A 21,369-nucleotide genomic window follows, 5' to 3' on the forward strand; every position below is an offset into this window, starting at 1 on the left:
ACCGCGGACCACTGACAATGCGTCCCTCACGCCTCGTCCGGGAGGTCGCCCGGGCTGTCCGGGACCTCCGGGAGGCCCACCGGGACGGCGGCGGTGAGCGCGGAGACCGCGGTGCCGACCCCGGCCAGCGCGGCGGTGAGGTCACCGCCGGCCGAGCCCCCCGGACCAGCCGGACCCGCCGGACCCGCCGGACCCGCCGGACCCGCCGCGGCCATGATCACCTTGAGCGAGCGGAGCAGCCCGGCCGCCGTGGCGCTGCCGGTGTGCCCGGTGCGGTAGGCGGTGAGCAGGTCCTGGACGGCCGGACAGGCCAGGTTGAGGTAGAGCCGGGCCTTGACCGCGCCGTCGGTGCGGGCGGTGAACGCCCGGGCCAGCCGCAGCGCCGCGGACGGGATCCGGGCGTCGGCCTGGTCGTCCTCGATCCGGGCCTTCAACTCGGCCTCCCGGTCCGGCACCAGGACCAGCGGCAGGCCGGGCGGGTCGAACCGGGCCGGAACCAGCTGCTCGCCCTCGTCGGCGAGGGCGCCGGCCAGCCAGGCGGCCTCCTCCGCGGGCAGCGGCCGCTCCGGGTCGCGGAACAGTTCGCGGTTGCCCTGCTCGCTGCCCAGCTCGACCAGCCGGCAGCCGCGCAGTTGGGCGTAGCGGCGCAGGAACGGCAGCACGGCGTAGCGGTCGCCGCGCGCGATCGGCACCTGCATCGCCCGGTACAGCATCTCCTCGAAGCCGCCCCCGCTGCCGAGCGCGACGTGCACCGCGCCGGCCCCGGCGGCCCGCAGCGCGCCCGCGGTGAGGTCACCCTGGGAGGTGGGCACCGGGACGTCGTCGGCGAGCAGGGTGAACAGCCGGTCGTCGCAGAGCGCGGCACCGAGCAGGTCCTGGCCGTGCCGGGTGAGGATCCGGCGCCAGGCGGCCGGCCGCAACCGGGCGGTCTCGTACAGGCCGTCGACGATGGCGTCGGTGAGGGTGCGCTGGAGCGCGCGGTAGTGCTCGTCGCGCTGGAGGTCCTCGCGGCTGGCGGTGGGGGTGAGCCGGCTGGACTCGACCACGCCGCCGATGAACCCGGCCCAGCTGGGCAGCAGTTCGCGGGCGTCCTCGGCGAGCAGCATGCCGCGCAGGTAGACGGCGAGGTCGCGGTTGTCGCTGCTGCCGTAGGTGCCGCCGTCCTGGACCCAGAGCAGGCCGATCGCGTCGGTGCCGCCCTCGACCGGGTGGACCGGGAAGGCGGTCAGCGGCTCGAAGCGGCGGCCGAACGCGGTGGCGAAGCGCATCCGGGCGGCGTGCTGGTCGCCTTCCGCCGCCTGCTCCCGGCGCCAGGGGACCTCGGCCGCGTTGACGGGCGCCTCGTCGTCCCCGACGTACACCGGGATGGGCAGCAACGCGCAGTACCGGCCGAGGACTTCGCGCAGCGCGTCCTCGTCGGCGAGGTGCCCGTGCTCGACCTTGAGGGCCAGTTCGACGACGGTGCCGGGCCGCGGCCGGGCGGGCACCCGGTCGACCCGGTACTGCTGGCCGCCGCGGCTGCGGTAGCGGTGGCCGAGGTGCGGCTCGCGGTGCGAGGTGGTGGTGACCACGACCTCGTCGGCGACCGAGAAGGCGGACAGGAAGCCGAGGCCGAAGGCGCCGATCAGCTCCTGGCTGCCGGTGAGTTCGCGCAGCATCCGGGTGTAGCCGGTGCCGACGGTGGCGAGGTAGGCGTGGATCTCCGGCTCGGTGAGGCCGGCCCCGGTGTCCTCGATGGCGACGGTCCGGCGGCGGGCGTCGCCGCGCACCCGGATCAGCCGCAGGTGGTCGCCGTCCGGGTCCTCCAGGAGCCGCCGGGTGTGCGAGTCGTGGGCGTTCTGGACGAGTTCGCGCAGGGCGACCAGCGGGGTGGAGTAGAGGTGGGTGGCGAGGACGTTCACCAGGCCGCCGAGATCGACCTCGGTGGTCCGCAGATCCTCGGCGGGGGTGGGATCGGGCTGGGCACCTTCAGACATGGGTCCTCAGTGTGCCAGTGCGACTATCTGGCGACCATTTCTTTCTCCCTGACGGAGCGTGGTCAACTCGCCATTGACCGCGTCCCCACCATCGGGGGAATCGCCACCCGTTCGGTGGAGTTCGTCCCCACCCGTGGTGAATGCTGGGCGTGCGACGTCAGGCAACGGCGCTTTCGGAGCGGCCACTCCGGATCGCGCCACCTTTCGCACTCCAGCTCAGGGAGACCAGCGTGTCCCGTATTCGCGCAGCCGCCGCCGTCACCGCCCTCGGGGCGTTCCTCCTCGTCGGCGTCGGTGCCGCCACCGCCCACGCCGACAACGGCGCGGGTGCCGTCGACCACTCCAACAGCAGCGTCGTGAACAACACCGGCTCCAACAACGTGATCGGCAACGTCCACGGCAACGTGGTCAACACCCAGCAGACGGCGACCGGTTCGGGCGCGAGCAACCAGAACAACGGCCTCGCCGCCGCCGGCAACGGCGGGACCATCGGCGCCCTCCAGGGCAACGGCAACTTCGACGCCCGGGTGTACTACCCGCAGGTCCTCTACTAGGCCGCTGGGCACACCCCGGGCCGGGTGCCCGCCCCACCAGCGCGGGGCGGGCACCCGGCTCAGGACAGTCCGAGGACGGCGCGCCCCAGGCGGAGCAGGCACTCGCCGAGGTCCGGTCGCGCGCTGTGCGGGCGGTTCCGGACCCCGTCGTTGACCAGCGCGAACAGGGCGTGGACCCGGATCCGGGCCTCGACCGCGTCGCACTCGGGGTGGACCTCCCGCAGCAGGCCCACCCAGGTGCGCAGGAAGTCGCGCCGGAAGTCCACCGCGGCCCGGCGGTCCCGGGGCGCCAGCCGCTCCGTCTCGCTGAGCATCGCGCCCAGGTAGTCACCGTTGCGCCGGGCGAAGCCGACGTACGCGGCCAGCCCGGCCGCCAGCGCCGCCTCCGGCCCGGCGGCGGTACCGGCCGCGGTGCCGGCGGCCGCAGCAGTACCGGTCGCGGTGCCGGCGGCCGCGATCGCGCCGTCGACCTCGTGCCAGAGCCGTTCCCGGCTGCGGACCAGCGAGGCGGCCAGCAGCTGGGCCTTGCTGTCGAAGTGCCGGTACACGCTCGGCCCGGAAATGCCGACGGCCGCGCCGAGTTGGTCGGTGCTGACGTTGTCGAAGCCCCGCTCGTGGAAGAGCCGGACGGCCGCCGCGAGCAGTTCCTCACGCCGCGCCGGCGGCCGGGCCCCGGACACAACAGTGGCCGGGGTTGCATCGAGCGCCGGGCCGGTCGCAGCACCGTCCAGGGACACCGCGAGGACCGCCGCGACCACGTCGCGCAGCAGCGCCTCCGCCCGGCGCGGCTGCGGCGCGGCCGACTGGTAGGACAGCCCGGCGCAGGCCGAGAGCGCCGACCAGCACAGCAACTCAGCCTCCGCCAGCGCGAGTTCGGGCCGTTCGGCGCGCAGCACGGCGGTCATCAGCGCGACGTCCGTGCGCAGTTCGCGGCGCAGCGCCGCCCGCCGGGCCGGCGGCAGCAGCCGGGCGTCGCGCTGCACCAGGGTGCCGAGCGGCCGGTGCCCGACGGCGACGGCGGCCAGTGCGGCGCCCAGTTCCTCGACGGTGCGGGCGGCGCGCAGCCCGTCGGCGAGCGCATCCAGCCCCAACCGGACGGCGCGGTCGAGCAGTTCCGGCTTGCCCCGGAAGTGGCGGTAGAGCGCGGGCGCGGTGATGCCGACCCCGGCGGCCACCTCGGTCATCGAGACCTGGTGGTAGCCGCTGCGGTGGAAGCGGTCGGCGGCCACCGCGAGGATCTGGGCGCGCCGCCCGGGCGGCCGTCGGACCACCATGGTCCACCCCCTCCCGCTCGCGCCCGTCGGCCGATTGCCGCAGGGTCGACGGCAGGCTAGCAAGGATTCACTTGTCCGCACCGCCCGCCGGTGATCACCGGGGTTCCGCCGGAGCACCGACCCTGGACAGCCGAAGCTACCGGGGATTAACTTGTGGGGCCATCACCTGGCACGTTCAGCCCCAGCCGGCACCCCAGCCGGTCGCCACCGAAGGGAGCGCCGCCGTGCGCCGCACCGTGTTCAACGAGGACCACGAGGCCTTCCGGGAGACCATCCGGGACTTCATCGCCAACGAGGTCGTGCCGGTCTACGAGAGCTGGGAGGCGGACGGTCACCCGCCGCGCGACTTCTACCGCCAGCTCGGCGCGCTCGGCGTGTACGGCATCGAGGTGCCGGAGGAGTACGGCGGCGCCGGCGAGAGCGGTTTCAAGTACCAGGCGGTGATCGCCGAGGAGACCGCGAGAGCGGGCGTGAGCTTCGGCTCCTCGGGCGTGCACACCGGGCTGGTCCTGCCGTACCTGCTGGAGTACGCCACCGAGGAGCAGAAGCAGCGCTGGCTGCCCGGCTTCGTCTCCGGCGACATCATGACCGCGATCGCGATGACCGAGCCGGGCGCCGGCTCCGACCTCGCCGGCATCACCACCACCGCGCGGCTCTCCGAGGACGGCACCCACTACGTCCTGAACGGCGCCAAGACCTTCATCACCGGCGGCGTCCTGGCCGACCTCGTCCTGGTGGTCTGCCGCACCTCCCCGTACGACCCGGACAACCGCCGGGCGGGCCTGTCCATCCTCTGCGTGGACACCACGTCGGCGGGCTACAGCGTCGGCCGCAAGCTGCAGAAGATCGGCCTGCGCACCTCGGACACCGCCGAGCTGGCGTTCACCGACGTCAAGGTGCCGGTGGAGAACCTGCTCGGCGAGGAGGGCAAGGCGTTCGCCTACCTGACCCACAACCTGGTGCAGGAGCGGCTGGCGATCGCGGTCGGCGCGTACGCGGCCGCCGCGGCGGCGGTGCGCTTCGCGGTCCAGTACGTCAAGGACCGCAAGGTGTTCGGCAAGGCGGTGGCCGAGTTCCAGAACACCAAGTTCTCGCTGGCCGACTGCGAGGCCCAGGTGGTGGCGCAGCAGTCGATGGTGGACCGCGCGCTGGAGCTGTACCAGCAGGGCGAGCTGACCGTCGCGGACGCGGCCGCCGCCAAGCTGTTCTGCACCGAGTCGGCCTCCGTCGTGATCGACAAGTGCCTCCAGCTGCACGGTGGTTACGGCTACATCCTGGAGTACCCGATCGCCCGCCTCTACACCGACAACCGGGTCTTCCGGATCTACGGCGGCACCAGCGAGGTCATGCGCAGCATCATCGCCAAGTCGCTGGGCCTGTAGGGCCGGTAGGTCCGGTAGGGGGTTCAACAGCTGCGGCGGGCCGCACCCCCATGGCGGCCCGCCGTGCCCCGCGCGGACGCGGTCGGTGCGGACGCGGTCGGTGTGGATGCGGTCGGTGTGGATGCGGTCAGTTGGGTGAACTGTGCTCCGTCCGCCAGGCCTCGTAGCCGGCGGTGGATGCCACCTTCGCCTCGTGCAGGGCCCGGTGGGCGAGCGCGGTCGGCGGGGTGTCCAGGCTGCGCACCCAGCTGCGGCCGGCCGTGGCCAGCGCCGCGCACACCATCACCGCCCCGGCCGCGCCGAGCAGCGCACCGAGACCGGTGAGCACCGCGCCGCCGGCCAGCAGCGAGCGGTTGACCTGGAACCCACTGAAGAGTTTGTCGTTGGTCGCCATGCCTCCACGATGCGGGTAGTCGGCGACAACTGCACGTCGAGCGGGTCCGGATGCGGGCGGCTCCGGGTGCGGGAGCCGGGCGCGTCCGCGAACCTGGGCGCAGGACCCCGGCAGGCAGGGCCAGGAGGACGTGCGATGCCCGATCTCGAACAGCTCGCCGTGGAGCACACCGCCCGGGCGGCCGAGAGCCCGCACGGGCGCAGCGCCCACCTGGTGCTCCACGACGGCGTCCTGCGGCAGACGGTGATCGCGCTGACCGCCGGGACCTCGCTGGACGAGCACAGCCCGCCGAGCGCCGGCAGCGTCCAGGTGTTGCGCGGCCGGGTATCGCTGACCATCGCCGGGCAGCTTCAGGAGCTGCCGGTCGGACGGCTGGAGCCCGTGCCCCAGGAGCGGCACGGGCTGCTGGCGCACGTCGACTCGGTGGTGCTGCTGACCGCGGTCACCACCTAGCCGGCCGACCCTCCAGGGGACGACTCTCCCGGGAGGACGGCCAGAGGGCTCGGCCCCAGGAGGCCGGCCCCAGGGCTCAGTCCGTCTGACCGGTCCCCAGCACGCTCTCGCTGACCAGTCGCAGTCCGAGCACGAAGTCAGCCCCGGTGGGCACCAGGTCGGGCGCGGCCAGCCACTGGGCGGCGTACCCGGCCAGCAGTGTCTGGTAGAAGGCGCCCCGGACGAGCTCCTCGTCGGTGTCCGCCACCTCGGGCAGCCCCTGGAACAGCGCGGCGAGCCCCAGCCGGCCCTCCTTCTGGGCCGCGGCGAAGGCCTCCGCCAGCTCGGGGGCCTGCCCGGCCTGGGCGAGCGCCTCGAACTGGGCCGCCCAGAGCCCGCGGTGCTCGACGAAGACGTCCCGCAGGCCGTTCCAGATGGCGGCGAAGCGCACCTCCGGAGACTCCGACACCTGGCCGGCTTCGGCCACCACGGTGGCCAGGGCCTCCCCCATCTCCCCGATCGCCTCGATCATCGCCGCGTTGAGCAGCGCGTCCTTGGTGCCGAAGTGGTAGCCGATCGCGGCCAGGCTGACGCCGGAGGCGTTCGCGATGTCACGGGCGGTGGTACGCCCGTAGCCCTTCTCGTAGAGGCAGCGCTTGGCGCCGGCCATCAGGTCTTCGCGGTTTCCCATGGCCCGATCCTACGGGCGTTCCACACATATGTCTTGCACGTTCGTCTTGGACGTAAGTCTTGGACGCTCGTTTTGCACATCCGTACTAGACAAGCGTCTGACACATCCGTACTGTCTTCCCCATGACCGCAACCACCGGCCGTGCAGGCCGCCGCGAATGGATCGGCCTGGCCGTCCTCCTGCTCCCGACCCTCGTCCTCGCCATGGACATGGGCGTGCTCTTCTTCGCCGTCCCGTACATCTCCACCACGCTGGCGCCCAGCGGCACCCAGCAGCTGTGGATCATGGACATGTACTCGTTCCTGCTCGCCGGGCTGCTCATCACCATGGGCGCGCTGGGCGACCGGATCGGCCGCCGCCGGCTGCTGATGATCGGCGCCGCGGGCTTCGCCGGGGCCTCGCTGCTCGCCGCCTGGGCGGGCAGTGCCGACGAACTGATCGCCGCCCGCGCCCTGCTCGGTACCGCCGGGGCCACCGTGATGCCCTCGACGCTCGCGCTGATCCGCAACATGTTCCACGACCCCAAGCAGCGGCAGATCGCCCTCGGCGCCTGGGGCGGCATCCTCACCGCCGGGGCCACCCTCGGCCCGGTCGCCGGCGGCCTGCTGCTCGACCACTTCTGGTGGGGCTCCGCGTTCCTGCTCGCCGTCCCGGTGATGGCCCTGGTCCTGCTCGCCGCGCCGGTCCTGCTCCCCGAGTACCGCTCCACCACCCTCCCCCAGCCTTCGGCCGGGGGGACCCCCAACGGCCGCTTCGACCTGCTCGGCGCCGTGCTCTCGCTGGCCGCGATCCTGCCGCTGGTCTACGGCGTCAAGACCCTCGCCGTCGAAGGCTGGAGCCTGCTCCCCGCCCTCGCCGTCCCAGCCGGTCTGCTGTTCGCCGCCGCCTTCGTGTGGCGCCAGCGCACCGCCGCCGCCCCGCTGCTCGACCTGAGCCTGTTCCGGATCCGCACCTTCAGCGGGGCGATCAGCGTCAACACGATCGCGATGTTCGCGATGATGGGCTTCGCCCTCTTCACCTCGCAGTACCTCCAGCTGGTGAAGGGCATGAGCCCGTTCAGCGCCTCGCTCTGGTCGCTGGTCCCCAGCGTCGGCGTCGGCGCGGCCGTCGGGACCAGCTCGGCGCTCGCCGGCAAGGTCCGCCCGGCGGTCCTGATGGGCGGCGGCTTCCTGGTCGGCGCGGCGGGCTTCGCGCTGATGACCCAGGTCGGCGCGCACTCCCCGCTGGCTCTCGTCCTCACCGCGGCGGGCGTGCTGGCCGCCGGCACCGTCGGCACCATGACCATGACCGCCGAGATGGTCGTCTCCGCCGCCCCGGCCGAGCAGGCCGGCGCCGCCTCCGCCACCTCGGAGACCGCCGTCGAACTCGGCAGCTCGCTCGGCATCGCCCTGCTCGGTGCGGCCGGCGCCGCGGTCTACCGGCACCAGCTGGACGGTGCCCTCCCGGCGGGCGTCGACGGTGAGGCCGCCCGGGCCGCCCAGGACACCCTCGGTGGCGCGGTCACCGTCGCCGCCCACCTGCCGGGCCGGGTCGGCGCCGATCTGCTGGAGACCACCCGGTCCGCCTTCACCGACGGCCTGCACGTCGCCGCCCTGGTCGGCCTGGTCTTCGCCCTCGGCGCCGCGTACCTCGCCTACCGCCTGATGCGCCACCTCCCCGCCGCCCCCGCGGCCGCCACCCCCGCCCCCGAGGCCGCGGAAGCCACCGCCTGACCCCACGGCACCACCCCACGGCACGATCCACGCGAGTCATCGAGAGCCCCCGCCCGACCCCGGGCGGGGGCTCTCCGCCGTCCGGGTCTAGCGGTTCCGGTAGATCTCACGCCGGTTGCCGACCGCCATGACCCAGACGACCAGCACTCCGCAGTCGCTGAACTTCGTGACGTGACCTACCGCGGTCAGCCGTGGTGGTCGCGAAGCATGGCGGCCATTTCCTCCAGGGAGACGGCCCCTTGCCGGCCCTCAGCCTCGTCCGCAAGGCGGTTCAGCCACTCGTCCTCGGCCCGTTCGGCGGCTTCCTTGAGGCGCTGGTACTCGGCGATGTCGATCACCACCGCCTCCGGCCGGCCGCGCCTCGTGATGATCGTCGGAGTCCCGTCACGTCGCGCCCGGTCGATCACGTCCGCCAGGTGACTGCGGACCTCGGCCATCGACTCGATCACTGGCTCACCCATGGCATCAAGGTAGTGGTCGTACTCCTGTTGCACGTGGGGTTCACCCTGTCAGGATGGCCGCCATGACGGTCAACCACGAGCGGGTGCGCGGCAGTTACGACACCGTTGCCGAGCAGTACCTGGAGCGGATCGGGGGTGAACTGGCGCACAAGCCGGTGGACCGGGCGCTGCTCGCCGTGGTGCTGGAGGAGGCGGCCGGCGGGGTGGTGGCCGACCTCGGCTGCGGGCCCGGGCACGTGGCCGGGTGGCTGGCCGCCCGCGGGGCCGAGGTGGTCGGGATCGACCTCTCGCCCCGGATGGTGGAGCTGGCCCGGCGGGAACACCCCGGGGTCGCGTTCCGCGCCGGCGACCTGCTGGAACTGCCCGCCGCCGACGGCGAGTTCGCCGCCGCCGTGGCGCTTTACTCGGTGATCCACCTGGAGCCGGACGAGCTGGCGCCCGCCTTCGCCGAGGCACGACGGGTGCTGCGGCCCGGCGGCGTCCTGCTGGTCTCGTTCCACCTGGGGACGACCGTGAAGCGGCTGGACGAGTGGTGGAGCCACCAGGTCGACGTCGACTTCCACTTCCTCGAGACCGACGCCGTCGCCGCCCGGCTCGCCGAGGCCGGGTTCACCGTCACCGCGCGGCTGGAGCGCGAGGGCCTGCCGGAGGAGGCCCCCACCCGGCGCGGCTACCTGCTGGCCCGGCGCACCGACTGAACGGTCCACCCCGGGGTGGAGCCGGGCACCTCCACCCCCGGGTGCGTGTCCCGGCGGCCGGGCAGGGGGACCGTTGAGGGGTACCTACGACCGCCAGGAGGCGCCGCATGTCACTGCCGACCCTCCTCTCCGTCCTCGGCATCCTCTGCTGGGCCGGGTACGAGCTGCTGCTGCGCCGCCGCGAGGACGCCGCCGCCGGCACCTGGCGCGCGGACGACCGCGACCGCGGCTCGACCCGACTGCTGTTCGCCGGCTACGCCGCCTCGGCCCTGGTCGTGGCGCTCCTCGGCCGCACCGCGATCGGCGAGGCGCCGCCCTGGGCCCGCTGGACCGGAGTGGCGCTGATCGCCGCCGGGCTGGCGCTGCGCGCCTGGGGCATGCGCACCCTGGGCCGCTACTACACCCGCACCCTGCGCACCGTGGACACCCAGCGGGTGGTCCGCCGCGGCCCGTACCGGCTGGTCCGCCACCCCGGCTACGCCGGCAGCCTGCTGGTCTGGACGGGCTACGCGCTCAGCCTCGGCGGCTGGCCAGCCACCCCGGTGGTGCTCGCGCTGCTGCTGGCCGCGTACGGCTGGCGGATCGCCGCCGAGGAGCGCCTGCTGCTGGCCGCCTTCGGGGCCGAGTACGCGGAGTACCAGCGGGTCTCGAAGCGGCTCGTCCCCTTCGTCTACTGAGGTCTGCTGGGTCCGCTGGGTCCGCCGGGCCTGCTGGGACACCTGGCCGCCACTGAAGGGGCGGATGCGGCCCACCGCACCTAGGCTCGGGCGCACCGAGCCCAGGACAGGCCGGAGGAGGCCGCGATGCCGGAGCCCGAGCGGGCCGCGCCCGAGCAGCCGGAGCCCGAGCAACCCGACGAGGAGCGGCGTCCGCCGGACTACCGCTTCTCGCTCGCCAACGAGCGGACCTTCCTGGCCTGGATCCGGACCTCGCTGGGCCTGCTCGCCGGCGGCATCGCGGTCGACCAGCTCACCCCCGACCTGGCGCCCCGCCCGGTGCGCGTGGTGCTGGCCGTCGTGTTCGCGCTGGGCGCCGCGCTGCTCGGGATGTCGGCGTACCGGCGCTGGGCCCGGGTGGAGGCGGCCATGCGGGCGGGCGCGCCGCTGCCGCGCACCCGGGTGCTGCTGGTGCTGTCGGCGGCGGTGGCGCTGGTCGCGGCGGTGGTGTGCGGGCTGGTCATCGGGTACGCGAATTGAGCGGACCGGCCCCGAGGGTGCTTCCGACCTGCCCCGGGAGCGCTTCCTGCCGGCCCCGGGGGCGCTTCCGACCTGCCCCGGGGTGCCCGACGACACTCGGGTACCGCTCGAACGGCACCTGGTTTTTGGCCAGCGTTTCCCGTCCGGTGTACCCGTTCGCAGGTAAGGCCAGGCATACTGGCCAGCACGGGCACTAGCCCACCCGTGACTCTAGACAAGAAGGGACCGGTGGCCAGGGATGCTGCGGAACGGTCTTGAGCCCTGGCACCTCCTGGTGGTGCTGGCGGTCGTAGTCCTGCTGTTCGGATCGAAGAAGCTGCCGGAGATGGCCCGTGGCCTCGGCAAGTCGATGCGCATCCTGAAGGCGGAGACGAAGGCGCTGCGCGAGGACGACGCCCCGGCGGACGCCGCCGCTGCCGGCACCGCGCAGAGCACGGCCGCGCCCCAGCAGCCGGCCGCCGACCGTCCGGCCGTCACGCCGACCAACGTGACCACGTCCGCCGAGACCAAGCGGGCCGAGCCGACCGCCTGAGTCCCGCGTTCCTCCGGAAGCCCCCGGCAGCCCGTCCTCGACGCGGCGGCCGGGGGCTTCCGCCGTCCCAAGTACCGCGTGCGGCGCCCCTCCACCGGAGGGGCCCTGACCAGCGGGATCACCGGCCTCGTACACACCCAGGTCCCGGCGGGCGTGGACCAGGCGGCCACCCGGGCGGCCTGAAGGAGGAGCCCGGGTCTCGGCCTGAGGGACGATCAGCCCGCGCGGGAGCCGCCCTAGGGTCGGTGGGGTGTTCGGTGGGATGCGGGGAACGAGATGGACGGCGGGCTTGCGGCTCGCGCTGATCGCGTCCGGGCTGGGGTACCTGCTGCTGGCGGGCCGTCCGGGTGAGCTGGGCGGGGGCGGAGCGGCGGGAGGCGGTCACCCGGTTCACCGAGCGCGAGGGCGAGGTGTTGCGCCACCTCGCCGAGGGGCTGTCGAACTCCGAGATCGCCGGGCGGATGCACCTCGGCGTGACGACGGTGAAGACCCACGTCTCGAACCTGATGACCAAGACGGGGAGCCCGAACCGGGTACGGCTGGCGGTGCTGGCGATCCAGCAGGGGCTGGCCTGAATGGAGTAGATGGGCGGGCATTCCCGGTGTCGGGGGACGAGGCTGAACTGGATGTCCGAGAACGAGCCGCCCCCGTCCGTCGACTTCCGCGCCTGGTACTGGCTACTGGGCGCGTCCACGTTGCTGATGGTCGGGTACTTCACGCTCCCGCTGCAGTGGTTCGGCGAACGGCGGCCGGTGCTGAGCTGGCTGGTCTTCGCGGCGGCGCTGGTCGGGCTGACGGCGCTGCTGCTGGGGAAGATCATGGGCGTGATGCGGGGGACGGCGAAGCGGCCGGTGGTCTGGCTGATCTTCCTGATCTTCCTGACCATGACCATCTACGCGGCGACGTACTACGCGATGGGCGCCCACAAGGCGGAGTTCGCGGGCCTGGAGACCCGGCTGGACGCGCTGTACTTCACGATCGTGACGATGGCGACGGTGGGGTACGGCGACATCACCCCGCAGGGTCAGTCGGCACGCCTCGTGGTGATCCTCCAGATCGGGTACAACTTCGTGTTCCTGGCGGCGGCGGCCGGCACCCTGTCCCGGGCGATCCGCAGCACTGTGGAGCAGCGGGCGCTGCAACACGGCGGAGATCGGCCCGCAGAGCGGCGACGACGCCGAGGGCGACGGTGGCGAGAGCGAGGGCAATGAGGACGGCGAAGGCCGTGGCGATCAGGTATCGCACGGGTCGTCCCGTTCGGCGTCGAGGAGGAGATTCAGCAGGTTGAGGAGGGTGGTGACGGGCGCGGTGTTGAAGCGGACGAGAACGCGGCCGTCGAGGGTGGCGTCGGTGGTCGCGGAGGGCCAGACGAGGCCGAACCTCTTGCCGCGCTCGTGGACTTCGGCGATGAGGGTGCGGATCTGGGCCTCGGTGTAGTGCCGGACGCGGGGGTCGGTCGGCTTCATCGGGTGGCGGTTGTTCATTACGCGGCGTCCAGCTCGAACCAGACCGACTTGCCGCGCTTCTGCGGGTCCACGCCCCAACGGTGGGTGAGGCCCGCGACGAGCTGGAGGCCCCGGCCGGACTCGGCGAGGAGGTCGGGCGTTCGCGGGTCGGGCAGAGCGGGGCCCTCGTCGGAGACGGAGACCCGGAGGGTCCCGTCGAGGGCGAGGATGAGGACGACGGGCGCGGGGGTGCCCCCGTGCCGCCAGGCGTTGACGAGGAGCTCGCAGAGCGCGAGCTCGGCGTCCGCGATGACGGAGGGCGGCCACCCCGCGCGGGTCATGGCGTCGACGAGGGACTGGCGGGCGATGGCGAGCGAGGGCGTGTTGCAGTGACGCATGGGAGTTCTCCCGAGGCGTTGTGGAGGGACGGATAGGTCACCGTGAGCCAGGCCAGGCCGATGGGCATGGCTGCTCTGCGGCGCTTGCGAGCAGGCATTACTGACGATCCGTCGGATCGATGTGACATCGACCATAGCGCACAGGGGTGGCCAATTTTCCACCCCTTCGGGAACTTCCCTCTATCGTGGGATCCGGTAGACCAATGCTTCGCCAGCGCGGCAGACTTGACGCGACTGCACCTTCGGAAGGAAGCCATGCCCCCACGCGCCAACCCGACCCTCCGCCAGCGCCGGTTTGGCATCGAGCTGCGGAGGATGCGCGAGCAGGCTGGCTACGGCGGCTCTGAACTCGGCCGACTCGTCGGAATGAACCCCGCCCAAGTCACTCAGATGGAATCAGGGCGGATCGGAATCAGTGCCGACCGCCTACGCACCATCGCCGCCGCGTGCAACTGCGCAAACCGCCCTCTGATCGACGCTCTCACCAACATGACCGCCGAACGCGGGCGTGGATGGTGGGAGGAGTACCGCGAGGTCCTGACAATGGACTTCCTTGAGGTCGCAGAGATCGAGCATCACGCCAAGACACTCGCCGTTTGCACCACCACCTACATCCCTGGCCTGCTCCAGACCGGAACCTACGCGTCTGCGGTCTTCGCCCGCGTCTATCCGCCACTGCCTCGCAAGGACATCGATGTCCGAACCGCCTTCCGCGTGCAACGGCAGCAGGTGGTCCGTTCCGGAAAGATCCCGCTCCGAGCGTTCATCCATGAGGCTGCGCTGCGAATGCAGTTCGGTGGCCCAAAGGTGCTCGCAGAGCAGCTCGAAGCCCTCACGGAAGACTCCGTGGAGAGCGGGATCTCAATCAGGGTGCTGCCGTTCGATGTCGATACCTACCCCGGCGCGGGCGAGAACCTGACCTTCGCCGAGGGCGTGGTACCCGAGCTGGACACCGTCCAGATGGATGTCTCTCAAGGCACCTTGTTCTTCGATGCCCCCGCCGACCTGGCCAGGCATCGAGTCATCTTCGAGCGCATGGACGCCGTTGCGATTTCCGAGGATGGGTCGCGAGACTTCATTCGATCCATCAAGAAGGAAGTGGAAGCAAGGTATGCCTGACCCCAAGTGGCAGAAGTCGAGCTATAGCGCGGCGAACAATGAGTGTGTCGAGGTCCGGACGGTCGCCGGGTTGATCGAACTCCGCGAGTCCGACGAGGGTGCCACCATCCTCTACGCCACCCCTGCCAAGTTCGCCGCGCTCCTCCACGGCATCAAGGCCGGCGAGTTCGACCACCACGCCTGACCAAACCGGCGGCCCCTTGCTCCTCGCAAGGGGCCGACCAGGGCGGCGCCAGTCTCCGGATCGACAAAAAAATTCTTCCCCGATCGCGGCAACCTTCGCGCGTGCGGCGGCAACTGGCAGGTAACCGAGGCCGAGACGAAGGCCCACTGCTCTAGAGGGACGAGCCCTTGCCAGATCAGAACACCTCTCATCGCCGCCGTCCGGCGACCCGCCGCGTGATCGCCATCTCCGCGGCTCTCGCTGCGGCGGGTGCCGCCGTCCCGCTGGTCGCCATGGCCACCAACACGACCAACGCCCCAACGGTGGTCGCCGACGCGGCCGCCCGCAGCGGGCGCTACTTCGGCACGGCGGTGGCCTCGGGAAGGCTCGGCGACTCGAGCTACTCGGGCATTCTCGACCGGGAGTTCAACACGATCACCCCGGAGAACGAGATGAAGTGGGACAGCACCGAGCCGTCCCGCGGCTCGTTCAACTTCGGCCCGGCCGACGGGATCGTCAACCACGCCGCCGCGCACGGCCAGAAGATGCGCGGCCACACCCTGGTCTGGCACTCCCAACTGCCCAACTGGGTCTCGTCGATCAACGACGCGAACACCCTGCGCAGCGTGATGAACAACCACATCACCCAGGAGATGTCGCACTACAAGGGCAAGATCTACGCCTGGGACGTGGTCAACGAGGCGTTCGCCGACGGCGGCAGCGGCCAGCACCGCAGCTCGGTGTTCCAGAACGTGCTGGGCAACGGCTTCATCGAGGAGGCCTTCCGCACAGCCCGCAGCGTCGACTCCTCGGCCAAGCTCTGTTACAACGACTACAACCTCGAAAACTGGACGGACGCCAAGACCCAGGGCGTCTACAGCATGGTCAAGGACTTCAAGGCCCGCGGCGTGCCCATCGACTGCGTCGGCTTCCAGAGCCACTTCGGCGCCGGCGGCCCCCCGGCCAGCTTCCAGACCACGCTGTCCAACTTCGCCGCGCTCGGCGTCGACGTCCAGCTCACCGAGCTCGACATCGCCCAGGCGTCCCCGGCCGCCTACACCAGCGCCGTCCAGTCCTGCCTCAACGTCGCCCGCTGCACCGGCATCACCCTGTGGGGCATCCGGGACAGCGACTCCTGGCGCGGCGGCGAGAACCCGCTGCTGTTCGACGGCAGCGGAAACAGGAAGCCCGCCTACAACGCCGTCCTCACCACCTTCGGCGGCGCCGGCGGCGGCACGCCGGACGGCGCGATCAACTCCGGCACCGTCTACACGCTCTCCGCGATGGGCGCCGGTGGGCGCGTCCTCGACGAGCTCGCCGGACAGAACGGCAACGGCACCCCGCTCCAGGTGTGGGACGCCAGCGGAGCCAGCAACCAGCAGTGGCGGGCCACCAAGAACGGCGACGGCTCCTACACCTTCACCAACATCGCCAGCGGCCGGGTCCTGGACGATCCGGCCGGCCAGGCCACCAACGGCACGAAGCTGCTGGTCTGGGACAACAACGGCGGCGCCAACCAGCGCTGGAAGGCCGCCCGCAACAGCGACGGCTCCTACACCCTCACCAACGTCGCCTCCGGCAAGGCCCTGGAGACGCCCGGCAACCAGACCGCCAACGGCACCCCCGTCCAGATCTGGGACTCCTGGGGCGCCGCCAACCAGCACTGGACCCTCCGGTCGACCGGGTCGCCCGCCCCGGCCCCGACCCCGACCACGCCCGCGCCGGGCGGCACCTGCGCTCTGCCGTCGACGTACCGGTGGTCCTCCACCGGGGAGTTGGCGCATCCGGCGAACGGGTGGGCGTCGGTGAAGGACTTCACCGATGTCGTGTACAACGGCAAGCACCTGATCTACGCCTCGAACGTGAACGGGTCCTCGTACGGCTCGATGATGTTCAGCCCGTTCACCAACTGGTCGGACATGGCGTCCGCCGGGCAGACCGGGATGGGCCAGGCCGCGACGGCGCCGACCCTGTTCTACTTCGCGCCCAAGAAGATCTGGGTGCTGGCGTACCAGTGGGGCCAGTGGCCGTTCATCTACCGCACCTCGACCGACCCGACGAACCCCAACGGCTGGTCCGCGCCGCAGCCGCTGTTCACCGGCAGTCTGCCCAAGTCCAGCACCGGGCCGATCGACCAGACCCTGATCGCCGACGACCAGAACATGTACCTGTTCTTCGCCGGTGACAACGGCAACATCTACCGGGCGAGCATGCCGATCGGGAACTTCCCGGGCAACTTCGGCTCGTCCTACACGACCGTCATGAGCGACTCGACCGCCAACCTCTTCGAGGCCCCGCAGGTCTACAAGGTCAAGGACCAGAACCAGTACCTGATGATCGTCGAGGCGATGGGCGCGAACGGACGCTACTTCCGCTCCTTCACCGCCACCAGCCTCAACGGCTCGTGGACCCCGCAGGCCGCCAGCGAGAACAACCCCTTCGCCGGCAAGGCCAACAGCGGCGCCAACTGGACCAACGACATCAGCCACGGCGACCTGGTCCGCAACAACCCCGACCAGACGATGACCATCGACCCCTGCAACCTCCAGTTCCTCTACCAGGGCAAGTCGCCCAGCGCGACCGGCCCCTACGACCAGCTCCCCTGGCGCCCGGGTGTCCTCACCCTTCAGCGCTGACCCACCCGATCAAAGGTGATCGCGATCGGGTGCAATCCGCCGGCACGTGGACGAGCAGTTCACGACGTGGGTAACTCCATCTGCTGACCGACACTCACCGCAGCGAGGAACCCCAGCCGTGCGTCGGCTGGGGTTCCTCCGTTTCGCGGACTTTCATCGCGGTACGGACCGAGGCACAACCACGCCTTCTCCTCGCACACACCCGCGCGAGGGGGCGTCCTGCACCTGACGCCGCCCATCACAAGGGTCGGCCGGGCCGACTTCCCACGTCGCCCCCTGCGAAACCAGCCAACCCCTGCGGCTCCTCGCTCTCACCGAGCGAGGGGCCGCGAGTGCGTACGGTGCGCCCCAGACCCGCAACCTGCCTGACCGTCACGCCACTTGACATCACCGATCACAGAACGAGACCGTCATCCGAGCGCAGGCAACCCCGAGTGAGGGAGGCTGGTATCGAGCTGCAGTTCTTCGGCGTGGACCCGGAGAGCGATGTCGATCACTGTCCGAGTATCTGGGGCGATGCCCAAACTGCGACCGGATCACCGGCCGATCCCTGGTGGATCCGGAGCTGTTCGGGCGGATGGTCGCCCGGATCGTGACGGACGAGGACATGGACCGGCCCCTCGCCGAGCGCGTGATGGACCAGGCCCTCGCATTCCTCGGCGCCTGCGCCGAGCGGCCGGGCCTCGGACTCGGACCGTCCAGCCTCGTGGACATCGGTTGGCACACCTTCATCCTGCACACGCGCGAGTACGCCGCGTTCTGCCACGGAATCGCGGGACACTTCATGCATCACGTGCCGACTGACGAAGAGAATCCCGGCGACGGGACCACCGTCGCCGACACCGTGAACGCCATCCGCGAGTGCGGGTTCGAGGTGGACGCCGCCCTCTGGGCGACGTGCGCCGCAGACTGCGAGTTCACGAAGAAGTGCGGTTCGTGCAGCCAGTGCCAGAAGGGCTGTTCAGAGGGCAACGCCGTCTAACTGGTGGCGAAAGCAGAGGAGTCGACGTTGAGCGAACCGAAGATCCTGCTGACGGGCGACAAACTCGCCCTGGGGCTCACCCGAGCCGAGATGCTTCCCCAGTACCACCGATGGGAGACCGACCCTGGTTCCGTCATGGGCTACGGCGCTCAGCTTCCCGTGACGATCGAGGCGCGGCGTGCCCGCTGGGAGCGCAACAGCCAGGACCGGGCACACAGCGCCTTCGAGGTGATCCGACTGGACGACGGCGAACCGGTAGGAATGTCGATCCTCAACGTCAACTTCCGCAAGCAGACTTCGGAGTTCATCCTCGGCCTCGCCCCTCAGGCCCGAGGCTGCGGCTATGCCACTGAGGCCACCCGGCTGACCGTGGACTGGGGGTTCACTCAGGGGGTGGTGTTCAGGTAGGTGAGGACCGCCAGGACGCGGCGGTTGTGGGTGTCGTTGTCGGTGATGCCGAGTTTGCCGAACAACGACGTCGTGTATTTGCTGATGGCGCTCTCGCTCAGAAACAACTGCTGGCCGATGGCCTGGTTGGAGAGGCCTTCGGCCATCAGGCCCAGCACCTCGCGCTCCCGGTCGGTGAGGCGGGCGAGGTGGCTGGTGGCGGCGGAGCCGCTGGTCAGCAGGCTGGTGACGACGGCTGGGTCCATCGCCGTGCCACCGGCAGCTACGCGTTCGAGGGCGCTGACGAACTGGTCGGCCTCGAAGACGCTCTCCTTGAGGAAGTAGCCGACACCGCCGCCGCCGTCGGCCAGCAGCTCGCGGGCGTAGAGCTGTTCGACGTGTTGGGAGAGGATCAGCACCGGCAGGCCGGGGATCTCGCGGCGGGCGGCGAGGGCGGCTTTCAGGCCCTCGTCGGACTGGGTCGGGGGCATCCGGACATCCACGACGGACACGTCGGGGCGCCAGGTCAGCAGTGCTTCGAGGGTCTCGGGGCCGGTGGACGCCGTGGCCACCACCTCGTGTCCGTAGGCCTCCAGCAGGTGGACCATGCCCTCGCGGAGCAGGTACAGGTCTTCGGCTACAAGGATTCGCATGGCACCTTCATCGTGGCTCGGGTCGGGCCGCCGGGCGGGCTGCTGATCTCCAGCGTGCCGTCGAAGACGGCGAGGCGGCGGCGCAGGCCGTCGAGCCCGCCTCCCGCCTGGACCTCGACACCGCCGCGGCCCTCGTCCTCGACGGTGGCGAGGATGCCGGTGGCGGTGCGGGTGAGGGAGATCCGGGCCCGGGTCGTGCGGGCGTGTTTGGCGGCGTTGGTGAGGAGTTCGGCGATCCCGAAGTACACGGCGGCTTCGAGCGGCGGGTCCAGCCGGAGTTGGAGGTCGGCATCGAACGCCACCTCCAGCGGGCTGTTGAGCGCCAGCGCGCGTACCGCGTCGACCAAGCCGCGCTCGCTGAGGACCGGCGGGTTGATGCCCCGGACGAGTTCGCGCAGTTCGGTCAGGGAGGACACGGCGCCGGCCCGGGCCTGGCGCATCAGGGCGCGGGCCCGTTCGGGGTTGGTCTCCATCAGTTTCTCCGCTGTCGCCAGGGAGATCCCGAGCGAGACCAGGCCGGCCTGCGCGCCGTCGTGCAGGTCCCGTTCGATCCGGCGGATCTCGGCGGCCTGGGTGATGGTCACATCGGCGCGCTGGGCCGTGAGTTCGTCGACCCGATCGACGAGTGCCATCGCGCGCGAGGCGCGCAGGAAGCGGCCGGACACCGGCTCGACGATCCGCCAGGCGTACGGGGCTGCGGCGAGGGCGATGAGAAGACCGGGTGCGCCGAGGATGGCGGGTGTCGGCTGGAAGAGCTCGACGGCGGCAACGACCAGTCCGGCAAGCGGGATGGCGGAGACCGGGCCCACGGTGACCCCCGCGATCACGGTGAACCGCAGGTCACGCCAGGTCGCCGGGTCGCTCCACCAGAGCCGCCACTTCTGGTCCATCCGGGCGTCGCGGCCGGTGCGTTCGTACCCGTAGCCGTTCCACCAGTAGCCGGTGGACATCTGCACCACCGGGCCGGCCTTCCGGTATCCGGCCGGGATGACCGCGCCGGTCCACGCGGCGAGGAGGGGTCGGACCGCCCGGCAGACCGGGCGGGACAGGGCGAGCGTGCCCGTGCCCACCAGCACCACCGGTAACAGCCACGACCACGGGTTGCCCGCTCCCCACCAGATCCCGAGTGCCACGGCGCCGCCCCACACCGCCGGGACCAGCAGGGTGACGGCCGCCAGCACGCACGCGCGCGCCAACCCGACGCACGCGCCGGACGCCCAGGACACCACCTTCCGCATGTCCAACCCCTCCCCCGTTCAAGGCTCCATCGGAGTCTGACACTCCGACAGGCGGGCCCTGAAGTGGGGCTGGGCCCACTCCGGCACACAGCCTCATGAATCCCAGGGGTGCAGGACGCTCCAGCTGCCGCCGGCGGCCTCGAAGACCAACTCCGATCCCTCGAAGACCTCCGCCGCGCTCGAGGGGCTCAGGCTGCCGAAGCGTTCGGCACACAGGTCGACCTGGAGCCGACCGTCGAAGCGGGTGAACTGCGGCTGGTCGAAGAGCCGCCAGGAGAAGCCGACGCTCTCGTCGATCCGGAACTGCCGGACGTCGAACAGGTCGAGGCAGACCGGCTCCCAGCGCAGGACCTCGTCAGTCACCCGGGCGGCCTCGATCACGAGCCGGACGACGCGGCCACGGGTCTGCGGGCCGTACTCCTGGTCGAGGACGACCCGGCGCAGGCAGCCGTCGCCGAACTCGTAGCGGGCCAGCAGGGCCGCGATCCCGGAGTCGGTCAGCTCGTACGGACCGAGTCGCCGGGCCGGTGGCGGGGGTACGGAATCCACGGTGATCACTCCGCGCGGGCGGCGGCCTGCGGGCCGCGGAAGGGGAGGGGCCGGCTGAGCACCAGGTTGGTGGTGGTGCTGCCGAACTGGGCGAGCTCGTCGACCACCTGCTCCAGGTGGGACATCGAGGTGGTCGCGACCTTGAGGACGTAGCAGTCGTCGCCGGTGGTGCGCAGGCACTCCAGGATCTCGGGGCGCTCGGCGAGCAGCCGGCGCAGCGGCTCGTGCCGGGTGCCCGGGCCGGGGTACTTGAGGCGGACGACCGCGAGCACGGCGTGGCCGGTGCGTTCGAGGTGGATCTCGGCCCGGTAGCCGGTGATCACGCCGGTCGCCTCCAGGCGGCGGACGCGTTCGGTGGTCGCGGACGGGCTCAGGTTCACCCGGCGGGCCAGTTCGGTGAACGGGATCCGGCCGTCCTGCTGGAGCTCGGCGAGGATCGCCCAGTCGGTCGCGTCGAGACTCTCGGTCATCCGGGCAGATTACCGGGGATTCCACGG

The 21,369-nt window shown here is 71.4% G+C and carries 26 protein-coding genes; 15 read left to right on the forward strand and 11 right to left on the reverse strand.

Annotated elements, in window-relative coordinates; all coding sequences use genetic code 11:
• Positions 1 to 26: 26 nt before the first annotated feature.
• On the reverse strand, positions 27 to 1,976 hold the full coding sequence (locus ABTY15_RS01770) for an ATP-binding protein (protein ID WP_350574448.1): 1,950 nt from the start codon (positions 1,974 to 1,976) through the stop codon (positions 27 to 29).
• 230 nt (positions 1,977 to 2,206) lie between these two features.
• Between ABTY15_RS01770 and ABTY15_RS01775 the strand changes: the two genes are divergently transcribed.
• On the forward strand, positions 2,207 to 2,530 hold the full coding sequence (locus ABTY15_RS01775; RefSeq protein WP_350574450.1) for a hypothetical protein: 324 nt from the start codon (positions 2,207 to 2,209) through the stop codon (positions 2,528 to 2,530).
• 59 nt (positions 2,531 to 2,589) lie between these two features.
• Here ABTY15_RS01775 and ABTY15_RS01780 read toward each other — a convergent pair whose 3' ends face one another.
• Complete coding sequence (locus ABTY15_RS01780; RefSeq protein WP_350574452.1) at positions 2,590 to 3,804, reverse strand: TetR/AcrR family transcriptional regulator; 1,215 nt, start codon at positions 3,802 to 3,804, stop codon at positions 2,590 to 2,592.
• Between the two features lie 224 nt (positions 3,805 to 4,028).
• Between ABTY15_RS01780 and ABTY15_RS01785 the strand changes: the two genes are divergently transcribed.
• Positions 4,029 to 5,186 carry an acyl-CoA dehydrogenase family protein gene (locus ABTY15_RS01785; RefSeq protein ID WP_350574454.1) on the forward strand — a complete coding sequence of 386 codons (1,158 nt, stop codon included), beginning with the start codon at positions 4,029 to 4,031 and terminating at the stop codon, positions 5,184 to 5,186.
• Positions 5,187 to 5,313: 127 nt separating this feature from the next.
• Here ABTY15_RS01785 and ABTY15_RS01790 read toward each other — a convergent pair whose 3' ends face one another.
• A complete protein-coding gene (locus ABTY15_RS01790) occupies positions 5,314 to 5,580 on the reverse strand; it encodes a hypothetical protein (protein WP_350574456.1) in 267 nt (88 codons plus the stop codon).
• A gap of 135 nt (positions 5,581 to 5,715) precedes the next feature.
• Between ABTY15_RS01790 and ABTY15_RS01795 the strand changes: the two genes are divergently transcribed.
• Positions 5,716 to 6,033 carry a cupin domain-containing protein gene (locus ABTY15_RS01795; protein WP_350574458.1) on the forward strand — a complete coding sequence of 106 codons (318 nt, stop codon included), beginning with the start codon at positions 5,716 to 5,718 and terminating at the stop codon, positions 6,031 to 6,033.
• A 76-nt stretch (positions 6,034 to 6,109) separates the two neighbouring features.
• Here the strand turns inward: ABTY15_RS01795 and ABTY15_RS01800 are convergent, their stop codons facing one another.
• Positions 6,110 to 6,703, reverse strand: coding sequence for a TetR/AcrR family transcriptional regulator (locus ABTY15_RS01800; protein WP_350574459.1), 594 nt, complete (start codon positions 6,701 to 6,703; stop codon positions 6,110 to 6,112).
• A gap of 122 nt (positions 6,704 to 6,825) precedes the next feature.
• Between ABTY15_RS01800 and ABTY15_RS01805 the strand changes: the two genes are divergently transcribed.
• Complete coding sequence (locus ABTY15_RS01805; protein ID WP_350574461.1) at positions 6,826 to 8,415, forward strand: MFS transporter; 1,590 nt, start codon at positions 6,826 to 6,828, stop codon at positions 8,413 to 8,415.
• Positions 8,416 to 8,600: 185 nt separating this feature from the next.
• On the opposite strand, the gene ABTY15_RS01810 is transcribed toward ABTY15_RS01805, so the two are convergent.
• On the reverse strand, positions 8,601 to 8,852 hold the full coding sequence (locus tag ABTY15_RS01810) for a type II toxin-antitoxin system Phd/YefM family antitoxin (protein ID WP_350574588.1): 252 nt from the start codon (positions 8,850 to 8,852) through the stop codon (positions 8,601 to 8,603).
• A 77-nt stretch (positions 8,853 to 8,929) separates the two neighbouring features.
• Between ABTY15_RS01810 and ABTY15_RS01815 the strand changes: the two genes are divergently transcribed.
• The 6 genes from ABTY15_RS01815 to ABTY15_RS01840 all read left to right on the forward strand — a co-directional run bounded on the left by ABTY15_RS01815 (position 8,930) and on the right by ABTY15_RS01840 (position 12,513).
• Complete coding sequence (locus ABTY15_RS01815; protein WP_350574463.1) at positions 8,930 to 9,574, forward strand: class I SAM-dependent methyltransferase; 645 nt, start codon at positions 8,930 to 8,932, stop codon at positions 9,572 to 9,574.
• Positions 9,575 to 9,681: 107 nt separating this feature from the next.
• On the forward strand, positions 9,682 to 10,251 hold the full coding sequence (locus tag ABTY15_RS01820; protein ID WP_350574465.1) for a methyltransferase family protein: 570 nt from the start codon (positions 9,682 to 9,684) through the stop codon (positions 10,249 to 10,251).
• Positions 10,252 to 10,377: 126 nt separating this feature from the next.
• Complete coding sequence (locus ABTY15_RS01825; protein WP_350574467.1) at positions 10,378 to 10,770, forward strand: YidH family protein; 393 nt, start codon at positions 10,378 to 10,380, stop codon at positions 10,768 to 10,770.
• A gap of 238 nt (positions 10,771 to 11,008) precedes the next feature.
• Positions 11,009 to 11,302 carry a Sec-independent protein translocase subunit TatA gene (gene tatA, locus ABTY15_RS01830; protein ID WP_350574469.1) on the forward strand — a complete coding sequence of 98 codons (294 nt, stop codon included), beginning with the start codon at positions 11,009 to 11,011 and terminating at the stop codon, positions 11,300 to 11,302.
• A gap of 347 nt (positions 11,303 to 11,649) precedes the next feature.
• Entirely contained in the window at positions 11,650 to 11,877 is a 228-nt protein-coding gene (locus ABTY15_RS01835; RefSeq protein ID WP_350574470.1) for a response regulator transcription factor, read from the forward strand.
• 51 nt (positions 11,878 to 11,928) lie between these two features.
• On the forward strand, positions 11,929 to 12,513 hold the full coding sequence (locus tag ABTY15_RS01840; protein ID WP_350574472.1) for a potassium channel family protein: 585 nt from the start codon (positions 11,929 to 11,931) through the stop codon (positions 12,511 to 12,513).
• A gap of 21 nt (positions 12,514 to 12,534) precedes the next feature.
• Here the strand turns inward: ABTY15_RS01840 and ABTY15_RS01845 are convergent, their stop codons facing one another.
• Positions 12,535 to 12,786: a hypothetical protein gene (locus ABTY15_RS01845; RefSeq protein ID WP_350574474.1), complete on the reverse strand. Its 252-nt coding sequence runs from the start codon at positions 12,784 to 12,786 to the stop codon at positions 12,535 to 12,537.
• Positions 12,786 to 13,145 carry an ATP-binding protein gene (locus ABTY15_RS01850; RefSeq protein ID WP_350574476.1) on the reverse strand — a complete coding sequence of 120 codons (360 nt, stop codon included), beginning with the start codon at positions 13,143 to 13,145 and terminating at the stop codon, positions 12,786 to 12,788. Before ABTY15_RS01850 ends, ABTY15_RS01845 begins: the two co-directional genes overlap by 1 nt.
• Positions 13,146 to 13,400: 255 nt before the next feature.
• Here ABTY15_RS01850 and ABTY15_RS01855 point away from each other — a divergent pair, with 255 nt between their 5' ends.
• From ABTY15_RS01855 to ABTY15_RS01875, 5 genes are all read left to right on the forward strand, one after another.
• On the forward strand, positions 13,401 to 14,264 hold the full coding sequence (locus ABTY15_RS01855) for a helix-turn-helix domain-containing protein (protein WP_350574478.1): 864 nt from the start codon (positions 13,401 to 13,403) through the stop codon (positions 14,262 to 14,264).
• Positions 14,257 to 14,448 carry a DUF397 domain-containing protein gene (locus tag ABTY15_RS01860; RefSeq protein WP_350574480.1) on the forward strand — a complete coding sequence of 64 codons (192 nt, stop codon included), beginning with the start codon at positions 14,257 to 14,259 and terminating at the stop codon, positions 14,446 to 14,448. Before ABTY15_RS01855 ends, ABTY15_RS01860 begins: the two co-directional genes overlap by 8 nt.
• A 272-nt stretch (positions 14,449 to 14,720) precedes the next feature.
• Entirely contained in the window at positions 14,721 to 17,063 is a 2,343-nt protein-coding gene (locus ABTY15_RS01865; protein WP_350574590.1) for a non-reducing end alpha-L-arabinofuranosidase family hydrolase, read from the forward strand.
• A gap of 553 nt (positions 17,064 to 17,616) precedes the next feature.
• The gene (locus ABTY15_RS01870) at positions 17,617 to 18,045 is read left to right on the forward strand and encodes a glycine-rich domain-containing protein (RefSeq protein ID WP_350574482.1); all 429 of its coding nucleotides are present in this window, start codon (positions 17,617 to 17,619) and stop codon (positions 18,043 to 18,045) included.
• Between the two features lie 27 nt (positions 18,046 to 18,072).
• On the forward strand, positions 18,073 to 18,453 hold the full coding sequence (locus ABTY15_RS01875; RefSeq protein WP_350574484.1) for a GNAT family N-acetyltransferase: 381 nt from the start codon (positions 18,073 to 18,075) through the stop codon (positions 18,451 to 18,453).
• Here the strand turns inward: ABTY15_RS01875 and ABTY15_RS01880 are convergent.
• The 4 genes from ABTY15_RS01880 to ABTY15_RS01895 form a co-directional block, all read right to left on the reverse strand.
• Entirely contained in the window at positions 18,432 to 19,085 is a 654-nt protein-coding gene (locus ABTY15_RS01880; RefSeq protein WP_350574486.1) for a response regulator transcription factor, read from the reverse strand. The genes ABTY15_RS01875 and ABTY15_RS01880 overlap by 22 nt on opposite strands.
• Positions 19,070 to 20,323 carry a sensor histidine kinase gene (locus ABTY15_RS01885; protein WP_350574488.1) on the reverse strand — a complete coding sequence of 418 codons (1,254 nt, stop codon included), beginning with the start codon at positions 20,321 to 20,323 and terminating at the stop codon, positions 19,070 to 19,072. The genes ABTY15_RS01880 and ABTY15_RS01885 overlap by 16 nt, the downstream gene beginning before the upstream one ends.
• A 93-nt stretch (positions 20,324 to 20,416) precedes the next feature.
• Complete coding sequence (locus tag ABTY15_RS01890) at positions 20,417 to 20,872, reverse strand: hypothetical protein (RefSeq protein WP_350574490.1); 456 nt, start codon at positions 20,870 to 20,872, stop codon at positions 20,417 to 20,419.
• Positions 20,873 to 20,877: 5 nt separating this feature from the next.
• Positions 20,878 to 21,342 carry an Lrp/AsnC family transcriptional regulator gene (locus tag ABTY15_RS01895; protein WP_350574492.1) on the reverse strand — a complete coding sequence of 155 codons (465 nt, stop codon included), beginning with the start codon at positions 21,340 to 21,342 and terminating at the stop codon, positions 20,878 to 20,880.
• Positions 21,343 to 21,369: the final 27 nt, after the last annotated feature.

The organism is Kitasatospora sp. NPDC097643, from assembly GCF_040302625.1.
Classification (GTDB): Bacteria; Actinomycetota; Actinomycetes; order Streptomycetales; family Streptomycetaceae; genus Kitasatospora.